This is a genomic window from Rahnella inusitata, from assembly GCF_018288855.1.
Lineage (GTDB): Bacteria > Pseudomonadota > Gammaproteobacteria > Enterobacterales > Enterobacteriaceae > Rahnella > Rahnella inusitata.
This window is the reverse complement of record NZ_CP065025.1, coordinates 83,113-105,388: the sequence shown is the minus strand read 5'-3', so window position 1 is coordinate 105,388 and position 22,276 is coordinate 83,113. Positions and strand designations below refer to the sequence as shown.

Annotated in this window: 23 protein-coding genes and 1 pseudogene; 11 read left to right on the top strand and 13 right to left on the bottom strand. The window is 54.3% G+C overall.

What is annotated here, in order from left to right; translation table 11 throughout:
* The first annotated feature begins 3 nt into the window (after positions 1 to 3).
* Genes I2123_RS22390 through I2123_RS22375 form a run of 4 tightly spaced genes read left to right on the top strand, consistent with a single transcriptional unit; the run spans position 4 to position 4,310 of the window.
* Positions 4 to 951 (top strand): ABC transporter permease, encoded by a 948-nt coding sequence (locus I2123_RS22390; RefSeq protein ID WP_112167883.1) that lies wholly within the window; start codon positions 4 to 6, stop codon positions 949 to 951.
* Entirely contained in the window at positions 948 to 2,744 is a 1,797-nt protein-coding gene (locus tag I2123_RS22385; RefSeq protein WP_213052813.1) for a dipeptide/oligopeptide/nickel ABC transporter permease/ATP-binding protein, read from the top strand. Before I2123_RS22390 ends, I2123_RS22385 begins: the two co-directional genes overlap by 4 nt.
* Positions 2,741 to 3,526, top strand: coding sequence for an ATP-binding cassette domain-containing protein (locus I2123_RS22380; RefSeq protein WP_112167881.1), 786 nt, complete (start codon positions 2,741 to 2,743; stop codon positions 3,524 to 3,526). Before I2123_RS22385 ends, I2123_RS22380 begins: the two co-directional genes overlap by 4 nt.
* A gap of 16 nt (positions 3,527 to 3,542) precedes the next feature.
* On the top strand, positions 3,543 to 4,310 hold the full coding sequence (locus I2123_RS22375) for a FadR/GntR family transcriptional regulator (protein WP_213052812.1): 768 nt from the start codon (positions 3,543 to 3,545) through the stop codon (positions 4,308 to 4,310).
* Positions 4,311 to 4,426: 116 nt separating this feature from the next.
* Here the strand turns inward: I2123_RS22375 and I2123_RS22370 are convergent, their stop codons facing one another.
* The 3 genes from I2123_RS22370 to I2123_RS22360 all read right to left on the bottom strand — a co-directional run bounded on the left by I2123_RS22370 (position 4,427) and on the right by I2123_RS22360 (position 7,976).
* Positions 4,427 to 5,899, bottom strand: a complete 1,473-nt coding sequence (locus I2123_RS22370; RefSeq protein WP_213052923.1) for a pyridoxal phosphate-dependent decarboxylase family protein — start codon at positions 5,897 to 5,899, stop codon at positions 4,427 to 4,429.
* An 18-nt stretch (positions 5,900 to 5,917) separates the two neighbouring features.
* Entirely contained in the window at positions 5,918 to 7,303 is a 1,386-nt protein-coding gene (locus tag I2123_RS22365) for a diaminobutyrate--2-oxoglutarate transaminase (protein WP_112167879.1), read from the bottom strand.
* A gap of 418 nt (positions 7,304 to 7,721) precedes the next feature.
* Positions 7,722 to 7,976: a hypothetical protein gene (locus I2123_RS22360; RefSeq protein WP_213052811.1), complete on the bottom strand. Its 255-nt coding sequence runs from the start codon at positions 7,974 to 7,976 to the stop codon at positions 7,722 to 7,724.
* A 573-nt stretch (positions 7,977 to 8,549) separates the two neighbouring features.
* Between I2123_RS22360 and I2123_RS22355 the strand changes: the two genes are divergently transcribed.
* Entirely contained in the window at positions 8,550 to 9,185 is a 636-nt protein-coding gene (locus I2123_RS22355) for a helix-turn-helix domain-containing protein (protein ID WP_213052810.1), read from the top strand.
* A gap of 162 nt (positions 9,186 to 9,347) precedes the next feature.
* On the opposite strand, the gene I2123_RS22350 is transcribed toward I2123_RS22355, so the two are convergent.
* The gene (locus tag I2123_RS22350) at positions 9,348 to 9,572 is read right to left on the bottom strand and encodes a type 2 periplasmic-binding domain-containing protein (RefSeq protein WP_244879947.1); all 225 of its coding nucleotides are present in this window, start codon (positions 9,570 to 9,572) and stop codon (positions 9,348 to 9,350) included.
* A 36-nt stretch (positions 9,573 to 9,608) separates the two neighbouring features.
* Here I2123_RS22350 and I2123_RS22345 point away from each other — a divergent pair.
* A pseudogene (locus I2123_RS22345) lies at positions 9,609 to 9,791 on the top strand (SDR family oxidoreductase); the annotation flags it as partial.
* 119 nt (positions 9,792 to 9,910) lie between these two features.
* Here I2123_RS22345 and I2123_RS22340 read toward each other — a convergent pair.
* The 7 genes from I2123_RS22340 to I2123_RS22310 form a co-directional block, all read right to left on the bottom strand.
* Positions 9,911 to 10,603, bottom strand: coding sequence for an amino acid ABC transporter permease (locus I2123_RS22340; protein ID WP_112167876.1), 693 nt, complete (start codon positions 10,601 to 10,603; stop codon positions 9,911 to 9,913).
* A gap of 20 nt (positions 10,604 to 10,623) precedes the next feature.
* Positions 10,624 to 11,331, bottom strand: a complete 708-nt coding sequence (locus tag I2123_RS22335; RefSeq protein ID WP_112167875.1) for an amino acid ABC transporter permease — start codon at positions 11,329 to 11,331, stop codon at positions 10,624 to 10,626.
* A 67-nt stretch (positions 11,332 to 11,398) separates the two neighbouring features.
* Positions 11,399 to 12,226, bottom strand: a complete 828-nt coding sequence (locus tag I2123_RS22330; RefSeq protein WP_213052809.1) for a transporter substrate-binding domain-containing protein — start codon at positions 12,224 to 12,226, stop codon at positions 11,399 to 11,401.
* Positions 12,227 to 12,244: 18 nt separating this feature from the next.
* Entirely contained in the window at positions 12,245 to 12,982 is a 738-nt protein-coding gene (locus I2123_RS22325) for an amino acid ABC transporter ATP-binding protein (protein ID WP_213052808.1), read from the bottom strand.
* A 31-nt stretch (positions 12,983 to 13,013) separates the two neighbouring features.
* Complete coding sequence (locus I2123_RS22320) at positions 13,014 to 13,580, bottom strand: peroxidase-related enzyme (protein WP_112167872.1); 567 nt, start codon at positions 13,578 to 13,580, stop codon at positions 13,014 to 13,016.
* Positions 13,577 to 14,059 (bottom strand): carboxymuconolactone decarboxylase family protein, encoded by a 483-nt coding sequence (locus I2123_RS22315; protein ID WP_213052807.1) that lies wholly within the window; start codon positions 14,057 to 14,059, stop codon positions 13,577 to 13,579. The genes I2123_RS22320 and I2123_RS22315 overlap by 4 nt, the downstream gene beginning before the upstream one ends.
* On the bottom strand, positions 14,056 to 15,519 hold the full coding sequence (locus I2123_RS22310) for an NAD(P)-binding domain-containing protein (RefSeq protein ID WP_213052806.1): 1,464 nt from the start codon (positions 15,517 to 15,519) through the stop codon (positions 14,056 to 14,058). Before I2123_RS22310 ends, I2123_RS22315 begins: the two co-directional genes overlap by 4 nt.
* Positions 15,520 to 15,693: 174 nt before the next feature.
* Here I2123_RS22310 and I2123_RS22305 point away from each other — a divergent pair, with 174 nt between their 5' ends.
* Positions 15,694 to 16,656 carry a LysR family transcriptional regulator gene (locus I2123_RS22305; protein WP_213052805.1) on the top strand — a complete coding sequence of 321 codons (963 nt, stop codon included), beginning with the start codon at positions 15,694 to 15,696 and terminating at the stop codon, positions 16,654 to 16,656.
* Positions 16,657 to 16,668: 12 nt separating this feature from the next.
* Here I2123_RS22305 and I2123_RS22300 read toward each other — a convergent pair whose 3' ends face one another.
* The gene (locus I2123_RS22300) at positions 16,669 to 17,538 is read right to left on the bottom strand and encodes a LysR family transcriptional regulator (protein ID WP_213052804.1); all 870 of its coding nucleotides are present in this window, start codon (positions 17,536 to 17,538) and stop codon (positions 16,669 to 16,671) included.
* A gap of 112 nt (positions 17,539 to 17,650) precedes the next feature.
* Between I2123_RS22300 and I2123_RS22295 the strand changes: the two genes are divergently transcribed.
* On the top strand, positions 17,651 to 18,631 hold the full coding sequence (locus tag I2123_RS22295; RefSeq protein ID WP_213052803.1) for a nitrilase family protein: 981 nt from the start codon (positions 17,651 to 17,653) through the stop codon (positions 18,629 to 18,631).
* A gap of 170 nt (positions 18,632 to 18,801) precedes the next feature.
* Here the strand turns inward: I2123_RS22295 and I2123_RS22290 are convergent, their stop codons facing one another.
* A complete protein-coding gene (locus I2123_RS22290) occupies positions 18,802 to 19,200 on the bottom strand; it encodes a YybH family protein (protein WP_112167866.1) in 399 nt (132 codons plus the stop codon).
* Between the two features lie 257 nt (positions 19,201 to 19,457).
* Between I2123_RS22290 and eitA the strand changes: the two genes are divergently transcribed.
* Genes eitA through eitC form a run of 3 tightly spaced genes read left to right on the top strand, consistent with a single transcriptional unit; the run spans position 19,458 to position 22,254 of the window.
* The gene (eitA, locus tag I2123_RS22285; protein ID WP_213052802.1) at positions 19,458 to 20,456 is read left to right on the top strand and encodes a siderophore ABC transporter substrate-binding protein EitA; all 999 of its coding nucleotides are present in this window, start codon (positions 19,458 to 19,460) and stop codon (positions 20,454 to 20,456) included.
* Positions 20,456 to 21,493: a FecCD family ABC transporter permease gene (locus I2123_RS22280; protein ID WP_213052801.1), complete on the top strand. Its 1,038-nt coding sequence runs from the start codon at positions 20,456 to 20,458 to the stop codon at positions 21,491 to 21,493. Before eitA ends, I2123_RS22280 begins: the two co-directional genes overlap by 1 nt.
* Entirely contained in the window at positions 21,493 to 22,254 is a 762-nt protein-coding gene (gene eitC, locus I2123_RS22275; protein ID WP_213052800.1) for a siderophore ABC transporter ATP-binding protein EitC, read from the top strand. Before I2123_RS22280 ends, eitC begins: the two co-directional genes overlap by 1 nt.
* Positions 22,255 to 22,276: the final 22 nt, after the last annotated feature.

Genomic DNA, 22,276 nt, shown 5'->3' with positions numbered 1-22,276 from the left:
TTTATGGGGAGTTACGTGCTTAAAAGGCTGTTCTCGACCATTCCGGTGTTTATCGGGTTGTCGCTGATTGTCTTTTTGATTATGGCGATGATCCCAGGAAATCCGGCTCAGGCGCTGCTGGGTGCCTGGGCGACGCCGGAAAACGTCGCGCGAATAAATCAGGAGCTGGGGCTGAACAAGCCGCTGTATCAGCAGTATCTGATCTGGGCGGGAAATATTCTGCATGGCGATTTTGGCCGCTCTTATGTGCTCAACCGGCCAGTGATTGATGAAGTGATGGAGCGCTTCGGGGCGACGCTGCTGCTCGGCGGCTGCGCACTGTTGCTCAGCACCGTACTGGGTCTGCTGGCGGGAATTTTCTCGGCGGTGAGACAGTTTGGCTGGGGCGATCGCATCATCACGCTGCTGGTTTTGCTGGGGATTTCCATGCCTTCGTTCTGGATAGGGCTGCTGCTGATCATGCTGTTCGCCGTCCAGTTGCAATGGTTCCCGGCGTCAGGGATGTACGCCGTATGGGGAGGCGGAGACTGGTGGGATCTGCTGCACCATCTGACCCTGCCTGCGATCACGCTGGCGATTGTAGCGACCGGCGTGATCGCCCGTCTGACCCGCACGGCGATGCTAGAAGTTCTGCGCCAGGACTTTATCCGCACCGCCCGCGCCAAAGGGCTGTCTGAACGCAAAGTGATTTATAAACACGCCTTTCGCATGGCGCTGGTGTCGGTGATCCCCGTCATCGGCATTCAGGCCGGTTTTGTACTCGGCGGCGCGGTGTATATCGAGACCGTTTTCCAGTGGCCGGGACTGGGCGCGATGATGGTGAAAGCCGTTGCCACCCGAGACCTTCTACTGGTTCAGGGCGGCGTGCTGGTTGCCGCTGCGGCCTACGTATTAATCAACCTGTGCGCGGACATTTTGCAGGCACTTCTCGATCCGAGGTTAAAATCATGAGTCAGGTTATTGCTCCCCCGACGTCGCGTCATCGTCAGCCTTTGTGGTCGCTGCTGCTGGCTAACCGGCTGGCAACGCTCGGCCTGACGCTGCTGGTACTGGCTTTCGCCGCCGCCCTCGCCGCGCCGCTGCTGCCAATCCCCGATCCGGACACCACCGATCTGCTCAACCGCCTGCTGCCCCCTTTTTCTCCCGGCCACCTGCTGGGCACCGATCCGCTGGGCCGCGACATGCTCTCCCGCCTGTTGTGGGGAACGCGCGTGTCGCTGGCGGTGGGGATTTGCGCCACGCTGCTGGCGGCGTTTTTCGGCACGCTGATTGGTCTGGTCGCCGGCTACGCCGGGGGTAAAACCGACAGCCTGTTGATGCGGTTGATCGATATGCTGATGGCCTTCCCTTATATTCTGCTGGCGCTGGTGATCGTCGCGGTGCTGGGCCCCGGCCTGCTCAACGCGCTTTACGCCATCGCGGTGGTCAATATTCCGTTCTTTGCCCGTAATATTCGCGGCCTGACCGTCGGCCTGCGCCAGCGCGATTTTATTCAGGCGGCGCGGCTATCGGGTAAAAATCATCTGCAAATTTTGCTCACCGAAGTGCTGCCTAACGTCATGCCTGTTGTGGTCGTCACCATGTCTACCACCGTCGGCTGGATGATTTTAGAAACCGCCGGACTGTCGTTCCTCGGGCTGGGCACGCAGCCGCCTGATGCGGATCTTGGTTCGATGCTCGGTCAGGGGCGCGCGCAGATGTTCAGCGCACCGCATGTTTCAGTGGTGCCGGGACTGATGATTTTCTTATTGGTGATGAGTTTTAATCTGCTCGGCGACGGTATCCGCGATCTGCTGGATCCGCGCCTGAAATCCGGCATTCTTCTGCGCGCCCGTGCGGTAACGGCGGTCAACCGCGCCAGCGTTCCGCCTGCCGTAAAAGGCAGTGATGCACTGCTGGAAGTGGTGGATTTACAGGTGAATTTCCGTTCGGGTAATCAGTCGGTCGCCGCAGTCAAAGGCGTCAGTTTTCACGTTGCTAAGGGCGAATGTCTGGGGCTTATCGGCGAAAGCGGATCGGGGAAAAGCGTCACGGCGCTCTCGGTGATGGGGCTGGTGTCATCCCCACCGGGAGAAATCACCGGCGGCGCGATTTATGTCGGCGGCGAAGAGATGCTGTCGCTGGCGCAAAACCAGCTGCAACAGCAGCGCGGCGCACGCGTAGCCTATATTTTCCAGGATCCGCTCACTACCCTGCATCCGCAATTCAGCATTGGTGCGCAGATAATCGAAGCCATTCAGGCGCATCAGGCGCTTTCCGCCCACGCCGCTAAAGAGAAAGCGCTGGCGCTGCTGGCAAACGTTGGCATTCAGGATGCCGCTTCGCGTTTCAACGCCTTCCCGCATCAGCTTTCTGGCGGGCAACGGCAGCGCGTCGGAATTGCCATGGCGCTGTCGAATGACCCGGAAATCATCATTGCCGATGAGCCCACCACCGCACTGGACGTCACCGTGCAGGCGCGCATTCTCGAGCTGCTGCAACAACTGCGGCGCGAGCGCGGCCTGACGCTGCTGTTCATCACCCATGATTTTGGCGTCATCGCCCAGATCTGTGACCGCGTGGCGGTGATGCGTCACGGTGAAATCGTCGAAACCGGAGAGACCAGCGCGGTGCTGCACTGTCCGCAACACGACTACACCCGCAGGCTGATTGCCAGCGTGCCGAAACTCGGTCAGGGCCGCGGTTTCCTCGAACAAATCGGTAAGCTTTATGCCACAGAAAACAGACAGCCGGAGGCACGATGAGCAATGTGATTGAAGTCAGCGGATTAGTGAAAACGTTCCGCAGCACCTCCGGCTGGTTTTCCGGCAAACAGCATCAGGTCAATGCGGTCAAAGGCGTGTCGTTCAGCCTTGCGAAAGGCGAGACGCTGGCGGTAGTCGGCGAAAGTGGCTCCGGGAAAAGTACACTGGCGCGGATGCTGGTCGGGCTGGAACGCCCGACGTCCGGCACCATCAAACTGATGGGCGAAGAGATGTCCGCGCACGTCCGGCGCGGCGATAAAGCGTTCGGCAAGATGATCCAGTACGTGTTTCAGGATCCGGTGGCGTCGCTTAATCCGCGCAAAACTATCGCCGCTACGCTCGACGTTCCGCTGCGGTATCTGTGCGACTACCCTGCCGCGCGACGTAAAGCGCGGATGCTGGAACTGATGGAGGCGGTGCAAATGCCCGCCGATGCGCTGACGGGTTTTCCGCATGAGTTCTCCGGCGGACAGGCACAGCGGTTGGCGATTGCCCGCGCACTGGCCGCCGAGGCGCGCATTCTGGTGCTCGACGAACCAGTCAGTGCGCTCGATGTCTCGGTGCAGGCGCAGGTGCTGTTGCTGCTCGACCAGCTCAAACGCGACTTCGGCCTCTCCTATCTGTTCATCAGCCATGATCTGGCGGTGGTAGAGTCGATTGCCGATCGCGTGGCGGTGATGTATCACGGGGATTTGGTAGAATGCGCCGATAATGACATGCTGTTCAACGCGCCGCAGCACGACTACACGCAACGTCTGCTGGCCAGCGCGCCAAGGGTTTGAACCGATGAAGGGATTTATGAGCACTGAAACGTCACACCAGCCGGAACCGGTACGCCGTAAACGCACCGACGAAATCGTCGACGCCATCAAAGAAAGTATCATCAGTGAAAACCTGCTGCCGGGCGACCGCCTGCCGCAGGAAAAAGACCTGATCACCCGCTACGCCGCCGGCAAAGGCACGGTGCGCGAAGCGCTGAAATCGCTCGAGGTTCAGGGGCTTATCCGTACCAAAACCGGCCCCGGCGGCGGCGCGTTTATCGATTCCATGACCGAATCTCGCGCCATGAGTTTGCTGTCGAATTACCTTTTTACCCGCCAGCTTTCGATCAGTAATATCTACGCGCTGCGCAAAGCACTGGAGCCGCTGGTGGCGGTCAGCGCCATCGGGAATATCGACGCCAAAGGGTTTGAGCAGTTGCATCAGCTGATCGCCGTATACGATCACGAGCCCGCTGACGAAACCGAGCGCTGGGAACAGCGCATGGCCGAACTGGATTTCCACGGCGTGGTCGCCAGTTATTCTGATAATGTCCTGCTGGCGTTTATCTGCCACTTCCTGCAACGTCTGCTGAAAGATCTGGCCGTCTGCAAAGACATCTACCAGCGCCCGGAACCGGTGGAGCGCAGCGCGGGAATTGATTATCAATTTAAGCTGATCGACGCCATGCGCCGTCAGGACGCCGAGGCCGTACAGCAAATCATGACCGAACACATGCAGCACGCCGAAGACGCCATGCTTGGGTTAGAGGCGACGCTTGAGGACAGGTTTTTAAGTGAGCGATAACCTGACTAAAGACGCGTTGTTTCGCTGAGATTCAGACACAAAAAAGCCGGTCACATTTTCATGTCACCGGCTTTTTAATGCGTACTGATTAATGCGTGCTAACGCAAAACCCTGTCTTACGCGTTCAGCAGTTGCTGAGCGGTTTTATCCACCAGCGCCAGCAGGACTTTCACATCATCCAGCGTCACGGTCGGGTTCAGCAGGGTCAGCTTCAGACAGGTCACGCCGTTGTGCTCGGTAACACCCACGTTAGCGCGCCCTGAGTCCAGCAGTGCATCGCCGATCTTCTGGTTCAGCAGTGCGATAGCCGCATCGCTGCTGTTGCCCAGTTGCTCAGGACGGTAGCGGAACAGCACGCTTGCCAGCTGTGGCTGCATGACCAGTTCCAGCGACGACTCAGCGGTGACGAACTTCGCCACATCTTGTGCCAGCATCACGCCGTGGTCGATAATTTCGGCATACTGCTTCTGCCCTAATGCTTCCAGACCCATCCACAATTTCAGCGCATCGAAACGGCGGGTGGTTTGCAACGATTTGGACACCAGATTCGGCACGCCCGCTTCTTCGTCAAACTCGGAATTCAGGTAAGCCGCCTGGTAGCGCATCAGCTCATAGTGACGCGCTTCTTTAAGCAGGAACGCGCCGCAGCTGATGGTCTGGAAGAACTGCTTGTGGAAGTCCAGCGTGATCGAATCCACTAACTCGATGCCATCCAGATAGTCGCGATATTTTTCAGACAGCAACAGCGCACCGCCCCATGCCGCATCCACATGCACCCAGATCTGATGCTGTGCCGCAAGTTCAGCAATCTCACGCAACGGATCAATCGCACCTGCGTCGGTGGTACCTGCAGTCGCCACAATCGCCAGAATCTGCTCGCCGTTGGCCTGCGCCGTAGCAAGTTTCTCTTTCAGATCGTTAACGTCCATGCGGGCAAACGCATCGGTTTTCACCAGAGTGACCGACTGATAGCCCAGACCCAGCAACGCCATATTCTTCTGCACCGAGAAATGGGCATTTTCAGAACAGAACACTTTGATCTTTTTCAGGTTACCGACCAGACCGTCTTGCTGAACAGAGTGCCCCTGACAGGCGAAGAAGGCGTCACGCGCCAGCATCAGCCCCATCAGGTTACTCTGGGTGCCACCGCTGGTGAACACACCCGCATCGCCAGCCTGATAGCCGACCTGAGTTCGCAGCCATTCAATCAGCTTCATCTCAATGATGGTGGCTGACGGGCTTTGGTCCCAGGAGTCCATGCTCTGGTTAGTGGCATTAATCAACACTTCAGCGGCCTGGCTGATCACCAGGCTCGGGCAATGTAAATGCGCGACGCACTGCGGGTGATGCACCGACAGGCTGTCTTTTAAAAAGTACTCAATCGCACGTTCAATGGCGGCCTGATTGCCCAGGCCGTTTGGATTGAAATCAAGCGTAATGCGCTCACGCAGTTCGGCAACGGATTTCCCCTGATACATCTCAGGTTGTTGCAGCCACTGCACAACAGCTGCGCTGCTCTGTGCAATCGCCTGCTGGTACGCTTCAGTGCTTTGCGCTGAAGCCGCCAGAATCGGGTTTAACTCGGACATCGCGGTCATTCACTCCACTCAGACAGGTTTGACGCCAGCCGCTAACAGGGCCTGTTCAAATTTATCCAGGAAAATACCCAGTTCATCATTGGTGATTAGCAGGGATGGCAGCAGACGCAGAACGCAGCCGTTACGGCCACCGCGTTCAAGGATCAGGCCTGCTTCGAAGCATTTTTTCTGCAACAGCGCAGACAAATCGCCGTCAGCCGGGTAGCAACCCATGTGATCCTGCGCTTCATTCGGTTTCACGATCTCAATGCCGATCATCAGTCCCAGACCGCGCACGTTGCCCATCACCGGGTAACGTTTTTGCATATCAGCCAGTTTGCCTTTCAGCCACTCGCCCTGTGCCGCTACTTTTTCGGCAATCTTCTCTTCTTTGAGAATTCTCAGCGTGGTCAGGCCGGTCGCCATTGCCAGCTGGTTGCCGCGGAATGTACCGGTGTGATGACCCGGAGACCAGGCGTCGAACTGTTTTTTGATCCCCAGAACGGCCAGTGGCAAACCACCGCCGACAGCTTTAGACATCACGATGATGTCCGGCTCAATCCCTGCGTGTTCGAAGGCGAACTGTTTGCCGGTACGGCAGAAGCCAGCCTGAACTTCGTCGAGGATCAGCAGAATGCCGTGTTCCTGAGTCACTTTACGGATGCGCTGCAACCATTCGGCAGGCGCCGGGTTCACGCCGCCTTCACCCTGAACGGCTTCCAGAATGACCGCAGCAGGCTTACGCACGCCGCTTTCAACGTCATTGATCAGGTTATCGAAGTAGTACGTCAATGCTTTAACACCGGCGTCACCGCCAATGCCCAGCGGGCAACGGTACTGGTGCGGGTAAGGCATAAACTGAACTTCAGGCATCATGCCGTTAACGGCTTCTTTCGGAGACAGGTTACCTGTGACCGCCAGCGCGCCATGAGTCATGCCATGATAGCCGCCGGAGAAGCTGATCACGCCAGAACGGCCTGTATACTTTTTGGCCAGTTTCAGCGCGGCTTCAACCGCATCGGCGCCAGACGGGCCGGTGAACTGCAGGCAATACTCTTTGCCCTGTTGCGGCAATAAAGAAAGCAGATATTCAGAGAACTGGTCTTTCAACGGCGTTGTCAGATCCAGTGTATGTAACGGCAAGCCGCTGGTAATGACAGTTTGGATGCTTTGCAGCACGTCAGGATGGTTATGTCCAAGGGCTAACGTTCCTGCGCCCGCCAGGCAGTCAAGATATTGATTATCTTCAACATCTGTAATCCACACGCCGTTTGCTTTAGCAATCGCTAACGGCAATTTACGTGGATAGCTCCTGACGTTCGATTCAAATTCAGCTTGTCTCGCCAAATAGGTTTCATTGTTTCCATGTAATGAATTCGCACCTAAATTATCAATACGGACTTTATCCGTCATCATATCTCTCCTACAACCGAGTGTTATCGCTAACGACTAAGTTGAATAAATGAATTAAAAAGGTAACTACCGTGAAAAATCGCGGCCAATATATGGCTTTTTTGCCCCCGGCTCAATAATTTATTTTGTATAGAATTGTTTATTCTTTTGCATACGAATCAATAAGATGCTGATTTTATGACCGATAATGCTGTCATGGCACACATATAGGGGCAATATTAAGGCACAAAATTGCGGTTAAAGGTGCGCACAGAGGGGCTAAACGAGGGGAATGTGACGGTGCCGACGGGGGAGGATTGATGGCATTTTGTGGCCTAAAAGGATCAGTGATGGGCAGTCGAACTCTTTATCGCAGTGAGGCTTATGCCCAATCCTTAGCCACTGATCCTCTGTATTATAAAACCTTGATATTTATGAAATCCTAATGTTCTTCAGTTGATTTCATTATTTCTAACCAGTGTTGTAATTCCTCACGGGACATAAATGCAGGAACTTCTGGTTCTAAGGCATTCCTGCCCGAGACACTGTAAGCCAGACAGGGAAAAGAATCCGGCATACCCAATTCGAGTTCACTTTCCGCATCAATATAATCCAACGGATACCATTCACTTTTTATTTTAATAAAATCTTTCATCATCCACTCCCTGAAATCCGATTTATTTCTTAGCAATTTCATGAGCATGTTCCTTAAGTTATATTCCTTACGAATTTACTCACAAGCAGAGTGATCAATTACTAACTGCCTGAGGCAATTACACTTTATAGCATGAAAAACGGATCGTGTAATAATAGTGAGAAAGTACAATAATGGTACTTTTAACCGCTACCCTCACAAAAAAAAGGATCTATAATTAGCGTAAGTGTTTAGTTCATTGGATTAATAACATAAAATTGAGACTTTCATCTCAATATACAAACAATAAAAAACAGCAATGTATTCATAATACAATAACACCCTTTTACATCACTTTAAATATCCCGTAAATCCAAATGGCGGGAATGTATTTTCCGCTGCATTAAAATAATTAATTGAGTTTAGTCCTCATTGTACAGGGCCCCGGCACGACAATTATCTGACCCTGTTGAATTTCCGCAGATTACCCCACTCCGTTACTGGCGGAGCATTCATTGAAGTAAAAAATAATCAGAGCATTATCTGTTACCTTATACGAGAAATTGAAAACTACGCACACCTTAACCCTGAGGCTAAGGCTTGAAGATATATGCTTTATGATTTTTAGGTGAGGCAATGAAATCGATCAATGAGCCCGTCAAAAATGAAGCTGCAATCGTTAAATTAATAAACATTTTTAAGCAGAACGCTAAAGATGTACATATTGAACCTGAGGGCAAAGACTTTGAATTTGTGGAAAATGGTGAGTTGCTCGTCTTGTTGCTGTGTGAGGGAAAGATGGATATCTATAAAACCTCTGACAATTTACTCTATGGTTCTGCTATGGCGCCATTCATCTTAGGCATTGAGGGCTCTCTTTACCGATATAATCACTACCGCTTCCGATTACATCACCAATGCGTTGTAAAAACACTGCCATTAAAGCAGTGCGTGGAGTTGATCAGCGCACATAATTTGATAAAAACAGTTCTCGATTATCAGGCTTACCTCAATGATTATACTGCCAGCAGAATTGAGCTATTAGTCAATAGAACTGCCTATGAAATGGTTCGCGGATTATTGTATGAACTCGAAAAATTACCTTATGAAATCAGAATAAAAACCAGCATAATTAATTATATAAAATATCGTAGCAATCTTTCAAAAAGCGGCATTGTCAGTATTATCTCTACCCTCCGCAAAGGCGGATACATCGAGGTCTGCAGAGGGAAAATGATTTCAATTTCCCGAAAACTGCCTAAGAAATACTAGCCCTGTACCCGCGCCGGAAAACTCCTCCGGTGCGGAAAATAACAAAAAAAGCAGTTTTGTCATGTTGATTAACAAAGCAGAGTCTGAAGGTATATAAAATGGCCGCTGACGGTGCTGCCTGCGGCGATGAGTCGGGTGATGGATAAGCGCTGAACTGCCGTCCTATTTTGATTCCCGAAACAGGTCTTTGAGGATCTGCGTCAGCAGATCAAAGACCAGACGGGTGCGGGCAGGCAGTAAAGGCTGGTGCGGGCGGAAAATATACAGTTGCCAGGCTTTAAAATTAAGTTCTGGTAACACATTCACCAGCTCTCCGCGTTGTAAATACAGACGCACAGAAATATCCGCCATCTGACTGTAGGTTCTGCCAGCCAGTGCGGCAGACATTTCGCTGGCAATATCAGAAGCAACAAATGCAGGCTGCGTGGGGAATTTTATAAAAATATGCTCGCTAAATCCCCCGCCGGTCGCGGCGGCACCCCTGATGAAATCGGTGCATTGGCAGAGTTTCTCTTCGGGCCAAATGGCACCTACATCAGCGGCAGCGATATCTTAATAGATGGCGGAGTAACGGCATCGTATAAGTATGGCGAGCTGAAGCCTTAAGAAGGCCTGATGTGGCTTAGGCCCGATAATGTCAACGTCACCGCAACCCTTTTCGCAATCCGGCCCGCTGAATTTTGTGCTCAGCGGACCGGAGATCTAAAAACGTTGCTCCCCCTCTCTCAGGTGCGGATCCTGAGCCTTGCCTCAAGCTTGTCGGCGATTTTGGTGACCACGTAGGCGATCACCATGTAGAACACTACCGCGACCAGAAATGCCTCAAGATAATAGTAATTCAGCGCGGCGGTAAGCTGCGCCTGGGCGAAAATGTCCACCACTTCAATGGCGAAAGCCAGTGACAGCGCCTTCATAATCACCATAAACGAGTTCGCCAGATCGGGGATCGCCGCGATGATCACCTGCGGGAACATTACACGCCGGAACAGCTGGCTATTTTTATACCCCAGCGAATGGGCCGCGTCGGACTGACCGGTATCAAACGAATTGAGCGCCCCTTTGATCACCTCCGCCTGAAACGCAGCCACACAGGCCGTCAGCGCGACAATCACAATCGTCCAGTTCGGCAGCGAGTGCGCGTTGTAGCTGACGCCAAACAGCGAGGCGATGAAGTGCAGCGCCGGTGGCAGGCCGTAGTATGCGAGAAAAATCATCACCACCATCGGAATGCCTTTGAAGGCAATTTTGTACGCCACCACCAGTTCGCGCAGCACCGGGATTTTCCGGTATTCGATCAGCGCAAACAGGCCCCCCACCAGCGTTGAGAAGATAAATATCGTCAACGCCATGGCCAGTGTGACCGGCACGGCGTCAAGAATACTCAGGAAATCCGGCAGCAAAACATCAATATCAAACATAGTTAAAACCCTTCTCTGCGTCAGATGCTCGCCGTGAGTTTAATTTTCGCCGGTGCCGTTTTGGAATGGTAACGGGCAAAACGCAGCTCAAAGAAACGAATAATCAGCCACGAAATCAGGCACAGCATGGAGTAGATCACCCCCAGCACCAGATAGGTGCCGAACTGATACTGGTTATACGAACGTTCCATGATCAGGTGCGCTGTCGCCATCACATCCGCCGCACCGATGTACATCACCAGCGCCACGTTGTGGATCATATAAATGACCGCATTGCCGTAGCCGGGTAAGCCGATGTGCAGCGCCTGCGGGCCTGCGATGCGGGTTATTTTCTGACGGAAGGTGTAGCCCAGACTGTCCGCCGCATCGTGCTGACCTCGCTCAACCGCCAGATAGGCCGGGCGAATCACTTCTGACAAATATCCGCCGTGATACAGGCTCAGCCCGACCATCGAGGCCAGCGTCGGCGTAATAAAATCCTTCATGCCGAACAGCCCCACGACCACCGGCAGCCCGTAGAATGCGACGAAAAGTTGCAGTACCACCGGCACGCTGCGGGCGTACGAGACGTACAGATCCGCCAGCTGGCTGAGTACCGGGATCCTGCGAACCCGTAAAACGGTCGCCATTATTGCCAGCACGAAACCGGCGACGAGCGCCACAAACATAATCGCGAGCGTCAACGGCAAAGCCGAAAGCAGCTCAGGGATCATTGATGAGAGTTCCACGTTCAATTCTCCTGGTTGTAAATTCGGCTATCACCGTTGCAGAAAGCAGTCATATGCGCCTCGCGCCTTACTTCATGTATTGCACAACGTCTTCGCCGAACCACTTCTGCGAGAGCTTGTCCATGGTGCCGTCGGCTTTCAGTTCTTTCAGCGCTTTGTTCACGTCATCTGCCAGCGGCTGGTTTTCGTCCGAGCGATGGATAAGCACATAGGTATTGTTGATAGAAACCGGTTCGCTGGCCTGAATGTTCAGTTTCTGGTTGTCGATGACGGTTTGTTCACCGAGATTCGACGGCAGGATCAGCGCGTCATATTTGCCGCTCTGGACTTCTTTCAGGCGGTCCGGATAAGGCACACCGGCGCTGGAGGCAGTGATGGTCACTTTATAATCCGGGTTTTCCTGCTGCCACTGGTTCACAAACTTGTAGACCCCGCCGCCTGCCGTCACCGGCACAATTTTCTTACCGACCAGGGATTTAATGTCATTAAGGTTGCTGTCTTTACGGCTGTAGATCTTCATCAGGCTGGCACCCATCGGTGTAGCCGGGATCAGGAACTGCTTACTGCGCGCCGGTGCGATGTAAAAACCGCCGGTCGCCATATCGTATTTACCGGTTGCCAGCCCGGTTTCCTGGGCGATATCCGCCGCACCTTCCAGCACAAATTTGTACTGCGGCAGCTTCGCGTTGATGGCGCGCAACAGATCCGGCTCATAGCCTTGTGGCTCAACGCCGATAGCGCCCCATGACAGCGGTTTGGACTCCGCCGCCGTGGCAATCTTGATGGTTCGAACGGTCTCGGCATAGCCAGTGCTCATAGCAGAGACAGCGATAGCCACGGTGCCCAGAACGCTCAGGCTGAGGCGGCGACGGAAAGTGGTGTTGTTTGCAGGCATTGTTTGGATCCTTTTTTATTAGAGTGAGTGTTCAGAATTCAGGAACTGTGCAAGTCGCGGATTGGATGGTGTATCGAAAATGTCGGCCGGACTCCCTTCGGAGGCGACGACGCCTTTATCCATAAACACGATGCGGTTGGAGACGCTTTTCGCAAACTGCATCTCATGGGTGACCAGCAGCGAGGTGATGCCGGATGAAGTGACGTCTTTGATGACTTTCAGCACTTCGCCAACGAGTTCCGGATCCAGCGATGAAGTCGGTTCGTCGAAGAGGATGACATCCGGGCGCACCGCCAGCGCGCGGGCGATACCCGTGCGTTGCAGCTGCCCGCCGGAAAGCTGTGACGGATAGTGATCGCGCTTCGCTGAGAGGCCAACACGATCCAGTTCTTCCAGCGCGATTTTACGCGCCTCATCCTCTGACTTGCGTTGCACTACCATCAGCGGATCCATGACGTTCTGAATGACCGTCATGTTTTTGAACACGTTGAATTGCTGGAAGACCATCGCCGTGCGCAGGCGGATCGCCTGAACGGCGGCCTTGTTCACAGACTGATAATCCATGCGGATCTGATCGAACGTGATGTTGCCGGACGACGGTTTGGCCAGATAGTTGATACAACGCAGCAGCGTGGTTTTACCGGTGCCACTCGGCCCGATAATGGACACCACGTCTCCGCGTTTTACCGACAGGTTCACGCCGTTGAGGATTTGTGAGCTGCCGTAAGAGAGCTTTATATTGTCGAGTTCAAGCATTTAGGGTGAATTCCTTCAGGCTGCGTTGACGTTATTTGCCGCTATCGGCGTGGCCGAGAACGTGCATCAGACGGTTGGCCCAGCCAAAGATAGAAATGGCGTGGATGAGATCTACGATTTCTTTGTCATCCATGCCGGCGGATCGCAAAGCGGCGATATCTTCCTTGGTCGCCTGCGAAGGAACCGCCGACAGGCGACGGGCAAAGCGTTCAATGGCCGCGTCGCGCGGGGCGAGCAGTGCCGGTTTATCAAAGTACAGCGCGCTGACCACGTCATCACTTTGAGTCAGGTGGGCGTGCCGCCTGGCATGCACTACCGCACAGAACTTGCAGCCGTTGGCGATCGACGCCCCCAGCGCACCCAGCTCGCGATCGGCATGTTGAAGCCCGCCTTCGACATACATAATGGCGTTGAACAGCACGGTACGCGCCACGTAACTCTCCGGGTCATGCGCGAGCGTGCGCACATATTCCGAGATTTTCTTGTTCGATGGCGTGACCTTCATGGCCTCAATCTGCTCCGGCGTGGCATCAGAGACATCGACCGGGGCGATATGCGGATGCCACACCAGCGGCTTCAGTTTTACCGAGGGGATCATGACAACTCCATCAGGCGCAATCCGGCGGCCACTTTGGTCTGGAAATTGACGAAGGCAATCAGTTCGGAAAGCGCGACAATCTGCGGACTGGTCAGCCCGGCGGCTTCCAAACGGCGAATGTCCCCGGCTTCGGCGCTCGCCGGTGTCAGCGTGACGAAATCCACGTGACGGGCGAGGGTCGCGAGCGGTTCAGCAAGACGGGTTTCCCCGGCGGCTAACGCCAGCACCGTCGGCGTCGGCTGACCTTGCGCCAGTTGGGCGGCATAGTCCTGCACCAGCGTGTGGTCGGCATTCAGCGCGGCGATGCGCTGAGCCAGCGCCAGCCGTAAATCCGCCGCCAGACCCTGATCGTTTGCAGGTTTTAACACCGAGAGGCGGCACAGCTCTGCGCCGTCTACAAATTCCGGGCGAAAGCGCCGCGTGGCGTAGAGCGCATCCTCAGGCGAGAGCCCCGCCGCCTTGTCTATTGCATCAGTCACAATGCGTTGTCCTTATTAAGTAAGGGAGTGGAATCGAGCCATTCATCTCCCTGAAGTTCGGGAATGTCATAAGCGATAAGGCTGGCGAAATGTGTTTCAACATCTTCGGCGAACAGTGAGGCGGTAATACCGCGCACCAGACGGTCGGCACCGGCGCTGACCGCCGGAATATCGCCGGACACTTTGCCGTGCGTCAGCATGGCCGCATCGTTGAAACAGTGGATGTGTGCCAGCATCGGGCACGCACCGGGAATTTTTTCACGAAACTCAAAGGCAGGGCCAAGATCGGGAGACGCCAGCATGTCCTCACGCGGCGCGCCCATCTCTGGCGTATAGCGGCCATCCGACCAGCTGCGAATATGGGGTGCCAGCGCGGCAAACTCGGGGCGACCGCTGAAATCATTTTTGAAACCGGTCGCGGCGATCAGAAAGTCGTAACGCATCGGTTGCTGTGTGGTCTCAATCAACAGGTTTTCCGCCTCTTGTGTCACTGCGCGGATGCCGCAATCGAGCAAAAAGCGGGCATTCGGATGGCGGGAAACACGCAGGGTTGATGCTCGCGGTGGCGGCGTCTGGGACGCGGCGGTGTAATCCACGAATTTCCATTTCCACGCATCGGGCAACTGATGCATACCGTGCACCACGCCCTGACTGCCAATACCGGTCATTTTGTTGATACGCGGCATTTCTTTGCGGCGGATCAGCAGGTCAACGGAAGCGGCACCCGATTCCAGAGCCGTCGCGGCGTTGTCCATTGAAGATGCGCCTGCGCCGATCACCGCAATACGTTTGCCTTGCAGCGCGGTAAAATCAATGTCGTCAGCCGAGTGCGCCCAGAAGCGGCGGTCGATCCCGTCGAGAAAATCGGGAACGGCAAAACCGCCCAGACCTGAGCGGCCGGTGGCCAGCACCAGATGCCGCGTGTACACCCTGCCCGTTTCGGCACCCTCGAGATCGAGCGCAATCAAATCACCTGCTTCTGCAATACCGGTCATACGTACATTGTTACGCACCGGCAAATCCAGCACGTTGCGATACCAGACCAGATACTCCATCCACTGCTGTTTAGGAATTTTATCCAACGATTCCCAGGCTTCACTGCCCCACTGCGCGGTAAACCATGCGCGGAAGGTCAGCTGCGGCAGACCGAGCGCAGGACCGTGCAGGGTTTTAGGCGAACGCAAGGTTTCCATACGGGCAAACGTCACCCACGGCCCTTCTAGTCCGGCGGGCGCAGCATCGTAAGCGACGACGTTATTAATCCCTGTCAGGATCAGTTTTGCCGTTACTGCCAGACCACACATCCCCGCGCCGATCACCACCACGTCACGCACCCGTTCACCGTCATGCGTACGTTCCGCTACCCAGGGCTTGGCGGGCAGCTCAAGTAAAGACAGATCCTCAGCCAGGCGCTGTTCCAGTGCGTCTAAACCGGTTTGGCGGTCAACCTGTGCGGACATAATTTCACCCCTGAGCGACGAATAATTAAGCGAAGCAACGCATAATCAATTATACGAAAAACACATTATGAATTAATCTGTATGCACATTCTTAATACTAATTAATAATTAGCTTATTCAAAAAATGCAATTGATAATCGTGGTCGATGAAAATAGGATCCCCGGATGCAGAAAATGACTTCACTCAACGATCTTGATCTTCGCCAGCTGGAAGCCTTCTCGGCGGTGATTTCCTCCGGCAGCGTGACCGCAGCCGCGAAGGTATTACAGCGCTCGCAGCCCGCCGTGACCCGGCTGATTCAGGATTTAGAAAACGCCATTGGCTATCCGTTATTTTTACGTAACGGTCCGCGTATTTATCCGACCGAACAGGCATTGCGGCTGCACGAATATGTCGAAACGGCGCTAAGTTCACTCCAGCAGATACGCCTGCGGGCGAATGAAATCTGGAAAGAAGAAAAAACGCCGCTGCTGATCGCCGCGACACCGTCCATGTCATCAGGGCTGCTGCCCACGGCGCTGGCGAGGATCAGCCTCGACGACGCGGTGCAAATTCTCAGTGATTCCGCCGAGCAGACGGCACATGCGATCATTACCGGTCAGGCGGAGCTGGGGGTCAGCAGTCTGCCGCTGGAGCATCAGGGCGTTCAGGTGCACTGGATTGGTCAATCGCGCTGCGTACTGGCGCTCCGAGAAGACGATCCGCTGGCGCAAAAAAGTCAGGTATCGCTCGGCGATCTGGCCGCGCGTAAGATGATTACGCCGTATAACCCGTATCGCCTGCGCAGGCGTTATGAGCAGGTTTTACGCAAAGCGAAGGTCAAACCGGCCGGTGTCATTGAGACCAACTCGTCGGTGAATATTCTGTCGTGTATTCGTTCAGGACTGGGCGTGGCGATTATGGAGCCGGTGACAGCCTACGGTTTACCGGTGGCGGGCGTGGTGCTCAGGGAGCTGGACGTTGAAATCCCCTATTATTTTGGTGTGACTACGCCGCAATCGAAGCCGCCGCGCCCGAGCGTCGTGGCCTTGATCGATGCGCTGAAACAGGCCGCCGCCAGCCTGCTGCCGGAATTTGTCTGCCTCGATGCCAGCGAACATGCGCGCGTTATGCAGTCGCTGCATCAGGAAAGTTAGTCATCTAAGTTCTCAACCGACCGCGTGGCCGTAGCCGGCCACCATCTTCACAAAGTTATCGCGGACTGGATCAGTGGTCTGCGGATCCCACGCGATACCTACCTGCCAGCGCGTGCCGTCGCCGGTCAGCGGAATAATCTTCAGCCCCGGCGGTGCGATGTAGGTAACGCTTTGCGGCAACAGCGCCACACCCACTCCGGCGATCACCAGCGCGACGATGGTCTGGATATCTTCCGCCTGCTGGGTGGATGACGCAAAACAACGGTTCCCCTCCAGAAAGCGGTCAGTTTGCGCATTCAGGCCGCGACCCCGCTCAGCGTATAAGCGCAACAGGGGCAATTTCTTAAGCCAGTCGCTCAAGCTCAACCCGTTATCTTCCGGCGCAACCAGCACCAGATTATCTTCAAACAGCACCTGATAACTGAGCGGCGCGGGCGGCGGCACGCGGACAAATCCCACCTGCAGTTCCCCGCGGTGCAACATGTCGTATTGCTGCGCAGACGGTAAATCCTCCAGCCGGAATTCCACCCCCGGATATTCCGCTCTGAATCGCGCAATACACTGCGGCGCGAAGATAAAACCCGATAACCCGAACCCGGCGGCAATCACCCCTTCACCGCCTTTTGCCACCTGCGCCGCGTGTTGCAGAAACACCGCGTTTTGCTTCAATACCTTTTTCGCCTCGGGCAGTAACAGCTGGCCGCCGGTGGTCAGGCGCGTGCCCTGCCGCCCGCGCGAAAACAGAGCAACATTCAGCAGTGATTCGAGCAGATTGATCTGTTTGGTCAGCGCGGGCTGGGATATCGCCAGCGCGTCAGCGGCGTCGGCATAATTCTCTTTTTCGGCCAGCATCACAAAAGCGTGCAGTAAACGCAGGTTCATTTTGCATTCCAAAGGGTTATCAGGATTGGAAAAATCTTCATTATAAAGTTATCAGCCCGCTTGCTGTAATACCAGCGTCAACAGTCCCCCTGAAAACGTCCGGAGAACAGCAATGCAAAACACTCAGTCAATCAAAGCGGCAGTGATTCAGTTTCAGCATCAGGCAGGTGATAAGAAATATAACCTGCTGATGATGGAGAAATTCATCGGGCAAGCCGCTGTCGAAGGCGTGAAGATCCTCGCTTTTCCTGAAATGTGTATCACCGGCTACTGGCATGTGCCGAAGCTCAGCGTTGCAGGCGTTGAAGCGCTGGCGGAACCGGTGGAAACCGGCCCGTCGATAGCCCTAATCCGCGCGCTGGCGATCAAACATCAGATGCTGATTGGTGCGGGGTTGATCGAACGTGCCGCAGATGGCCGGCTCTATAACGCCTACGTGGCCTGCATGCCGGACGGTTCGCTGCATATCCATCGCAAGTTGCACGCCTTTGAGCATCCGGCGATCAGCAGCGGCGAAGGCTTTACGGTGTTTGATACCCCCTGGGGGGTGAAGGTCGGTATTCTGATCTGCTGGGATAATAATCTGGTGGAAAACGTGCGCGTAACCGCGCTGCTCGGCGCCGATATCCTGCTGGCACCGCATCAGACCGGCGGCACGAATTCCCGCAGTCCGCACGGAATGAAGCCAATCCCGCTGGAACTCTGGGAGCAACGCGCAGAACGCAAAGCAGAAATCACCGCCGCGTTCAAAGGCCCCGATGGCCGCGAGTGGCTGATGCGCTGGCTGCCCGCCCGCGCCCACGATAATGGTCTGTTTATTTTGTTCAGTAACGGCGTGGGCGCTGACGATGACGAAGTACGCACCGGCAACGCGATGATCCTTGATCCCTATGGTCGCATCGTAGAAGAAACCTGGGCCGCCGGTGACGCGATGGTACGCGCCGTACTGGATCTGTCGCTAATCCCGATGAGCACCGGCCGCCGCTGGATATCAGGCCGTCGGCCTGAGCTGTATCAGATCCTGACCGAACGTCAGGGATATGAACGCGATGCGATTACTGTGCGGTTTTCTGAGGAATTGCCGAAGCGGTAGTGGTGGAGTCGATCAACAGGAAACGTCACAGGCTTCATCAGGAGCCTGTGACGTTTCTCTTTGTATAAGTCTTTATTACGCGTTTGCGTACCCGCAGGGATCCACTATTGGTAACAGGATCAAACCCTAAAGTTATTTTAAGAGTCGGTTGCAGCAGATAACCCTGCAACTCACTGTGCGTTCAGCAAATCCGTCCCGTAGGAGTTATCGATGGTGCATACCCAGCGCCCGTCGGCTTCATGGCGAAAAACGTAGGTGGCTCGGCGTGACATTGTCACGAAAACACCTTCTTCGTCCGGATAATGTAATACGGTTTCCATAATGACCAGCGCATTGCCTGCGCCTTCGATCACCTGCATCTCGCCCTGTTCCACGACCAGTTGCCCCTGAAAATAATCAGAGATGGCCACGAAGGCTTTGCGGATATTCTCTTTGCCGGTGGCGATCAAGCCCGGTTTCACCACCAATGCGGCGTCTTCAGCGTAGTAGGTCATCAGCAGATCAAAATCGCGGGCGGTGATCGCTTTGTCGCAGGCTTCGATTATCTGTCTTAACGCGTGTGTACTCATGTGTTTCTCATTGAATAAAGAGTGGCTTCAGGGAATACATAAGATGATAAAGCATGTACACCTAAGATGATGTTGAGATTGACCTTATGAGGAAAAGCCTTCGCTAAGGCTATTTTTTACACTAAGGAGCCGCCTGTCAAACAGTCATCACTTCACTGAACTCAAATAAGTATCGCTTCAATAATAATTTTCATTATCATTGCGAGCGGTAACTATCACACAATAGAAATAAATAATTTCAGTGAAGGAAGATGTGCATGAAAAGAATCCTCTGCGCGGCAGGAATGCTGTGTGCCTCGGTCAGTTCCGCTTTCGCGACCACCTACCCGGTTACGATTGATAACTGCGGTTTTAAACTCACTTTTACTAAACCCCCTGAGCGCGTTGTCGCTTTAGGTCAAAACACCGTCGAAATTCTGCTGCTGTTAGGTTTACAGGATAAGGTTATCGCGAGCGCATTTTGGCCATCGAAAGTCCTGCCGGAACTGGCGGAAAAAAACGCCAAAGTTAAAACCCTGACGGTAGAAATTCCAACGCTTGAATCTATCCTGGCGCAGGATCCTGATTTTGTCCCCGCGCAGTTACCCCTGTTGCTCGGGCCGGAAAGTAAAGTCGCGAAAAGAGCAGACTTCGATGCCGTCGGCGTAAACAGCTACATGTCTCCGGGGATGTGTGCGACCAAAAAAGACGTTGGTGATATGTATGGCAGTCGCCAGAAGCTGTGGGACATGACCTATCTGTATAAAGAAATCGAGGATCTGGCTACTATTTTCAACGTTGAGGATCGCGGGCAGGTACTCATCACCGACTTCAAAAATCGGGAAGAAAAACTGCGTCAGGAATTCAGTAAAAACCATAAAGATCTCTCTTTTGTCTTCTGGTTTTCCAGCGCCTCGCCGGCCGCTGATGCGTACGTTGGCGGTAAAAACAGTGCATCAGGATTTATCGCTAATGTTTTGGGCGGCCATAACGGCATTACCTCTGAAACTGAATGGCCCACCGTCGGCTGGGAAAGCATTATTGCTGTAAACCCGGATGTTATTGTCGTTTCGAGCCTTGACCGTAACCGCTGGGCGCTGGATAACGCACAGGAAAAAATAAAATTCCTCAAAAGCGATCCTGCCGTCAGCCAGCTCGACGCCGTGCGGAAAAATCATATTGTCGTGATGGACGGACAGGCAATGAACCCGACTATCCGCACGCTTTACGGCGCTGAGCAAGTTGGTGAGCAGCTTAAAAAAATGGGGCTGAATTAATGACCTCAGCAGTCCACTCCACACGACAAGGGGTCATTCTGACCACGTCGTGTGTTCTCTCCGTGCTGCTTTTAGTGTTGGTGATTGCCTTCGGGGTCAGCGTCGGCGAGCTGTCGATCCCGATGGCGAGCGTGTTCCAGGCTATCGGTAATAAAACCGGGCTCACCCATGTTCCGCTGAGTCGCATTTATGAAAGCGTAATCTGGGATTTTCGTTTGAGCAGAGCGCTGGTGGCTGCCTGCTGCGGCGCCGGGCTGGCAATCTGCGGTGCGGTGCTGCAAAGCCTTTTGAAAAATGCGCTGGCAGAACCCTACGTGCTGGGTGTTTCAGCCGGAGGCTCAACCGGCGCGGTGTCGGTGGTAGTACTCGGCATCGGCACCGGTTCAATATCCCTTTCTATGGGCGCATTTGCCGGGGCTTTCGCGGCCTTTGCCTTTGTGACCTTTCTGAGTAACGGCGCGCGCGGTGGCAACGATCGCACCATTCTGGCTGGGGTCGCAGCTTCGCAGCTGTTTAACGCGATTACTGCTTACACCATCAGCACTTCCGCCAGCGCTCAGCAGGCACGCGACGTGATGTTTTGGTTGCTGGGCAGCTTTAGCGGAGTGAGGTGGCCAGAGTTTCAGTTAGTGCTGGTGATCATCATGCTGGGTCTGGCTGTCTGCCTCTACTATTCCCGCGCTCTGGACGCGTTTACATTTGGCGACGATGCTGCGGCCTCGCTGGGTATCTCAGTCCCAAAGGTTCGGCTTATCCTGTTCACCACGACCGCGCTTATCACCGCAACCATTGTCAGCATGGCGGGTTCGATTGGCTTTGTCGGCCTGGTTGTCCCCCACGTGATGCGCTTCTTCTTTGGTCCGCTGCATAGAATATTGCTGATTGCGAGCGCGTTAGCGGGCGCCATCCTGATGGTGCTGGCGGACATCGCCTCCCGACTCCTGATTGCTCCGCAAAGCCTGCCCGTCGGCGTCGTCACGGCACTGGTTGGCGTGCCGTTCTTTGCCATTATCATCTACCGTTCAAGGAGCCAGTGATGAGTATCAGCGCTGATAAAGTGACCTGGAAGGTGGGGGAAAAGATTATCGTCAACAATGTTTCACTCAACGTTAACCGTGGTGAAACCGTTGGTTTGCTGGGTCCCAATGGTTCGGGGAAATCATCCCTGTTGCGCCTGCTGGCAGGATTAAGACGCCCCCATTCTGGCGTGGTAGCGCTGGACGCAAAGGACATCAGCCAGATGGCCAAAAAGCAGCTGGCTCGCCGGATTGCCTTCGTAGAGCAACACGGCATGACGGAGTCGAATATGCGCGTCCGGGATGTCGTAAAACTGGGCCGTATTCCCCACCACTCACCCTTTTCTAACTGGAGCACCCACGATGATGAAACCGTCAATGGTGCGCTGGAAAGAGTGGGTATGCTTGATCACAGCGATCAGGGTTGGCAGAGTCTGTCCGGGGGCGAACGCCAGCGCGTGCACATCGCCAGAGCGCTGGCGCAGTCACCAACAGAAATCTTGCTGGATGAGCCAACAAATCATCTGGATATTCACCATCAGATCCAGTTGATGAAATTGATCAGCGAATTGCCAGTGACCAGCCTTGTAGCTATCCACGATCTCAACCATGCCTCAATGTTTTGCGATGCACTGATTGTTATGCAACAAGGCGAGATCGTTGCCAGGGGAACACCGGAGGAAATACTGACAGAATCCCTTCTGTGGGATGTTTTTCGGGTTGAAACCAGAATCGAAATTTCTCCCTATCATGGTAAAAAACACATTCACTACATTGTGTAAAAGCACCGTATCAGTCTGGAAA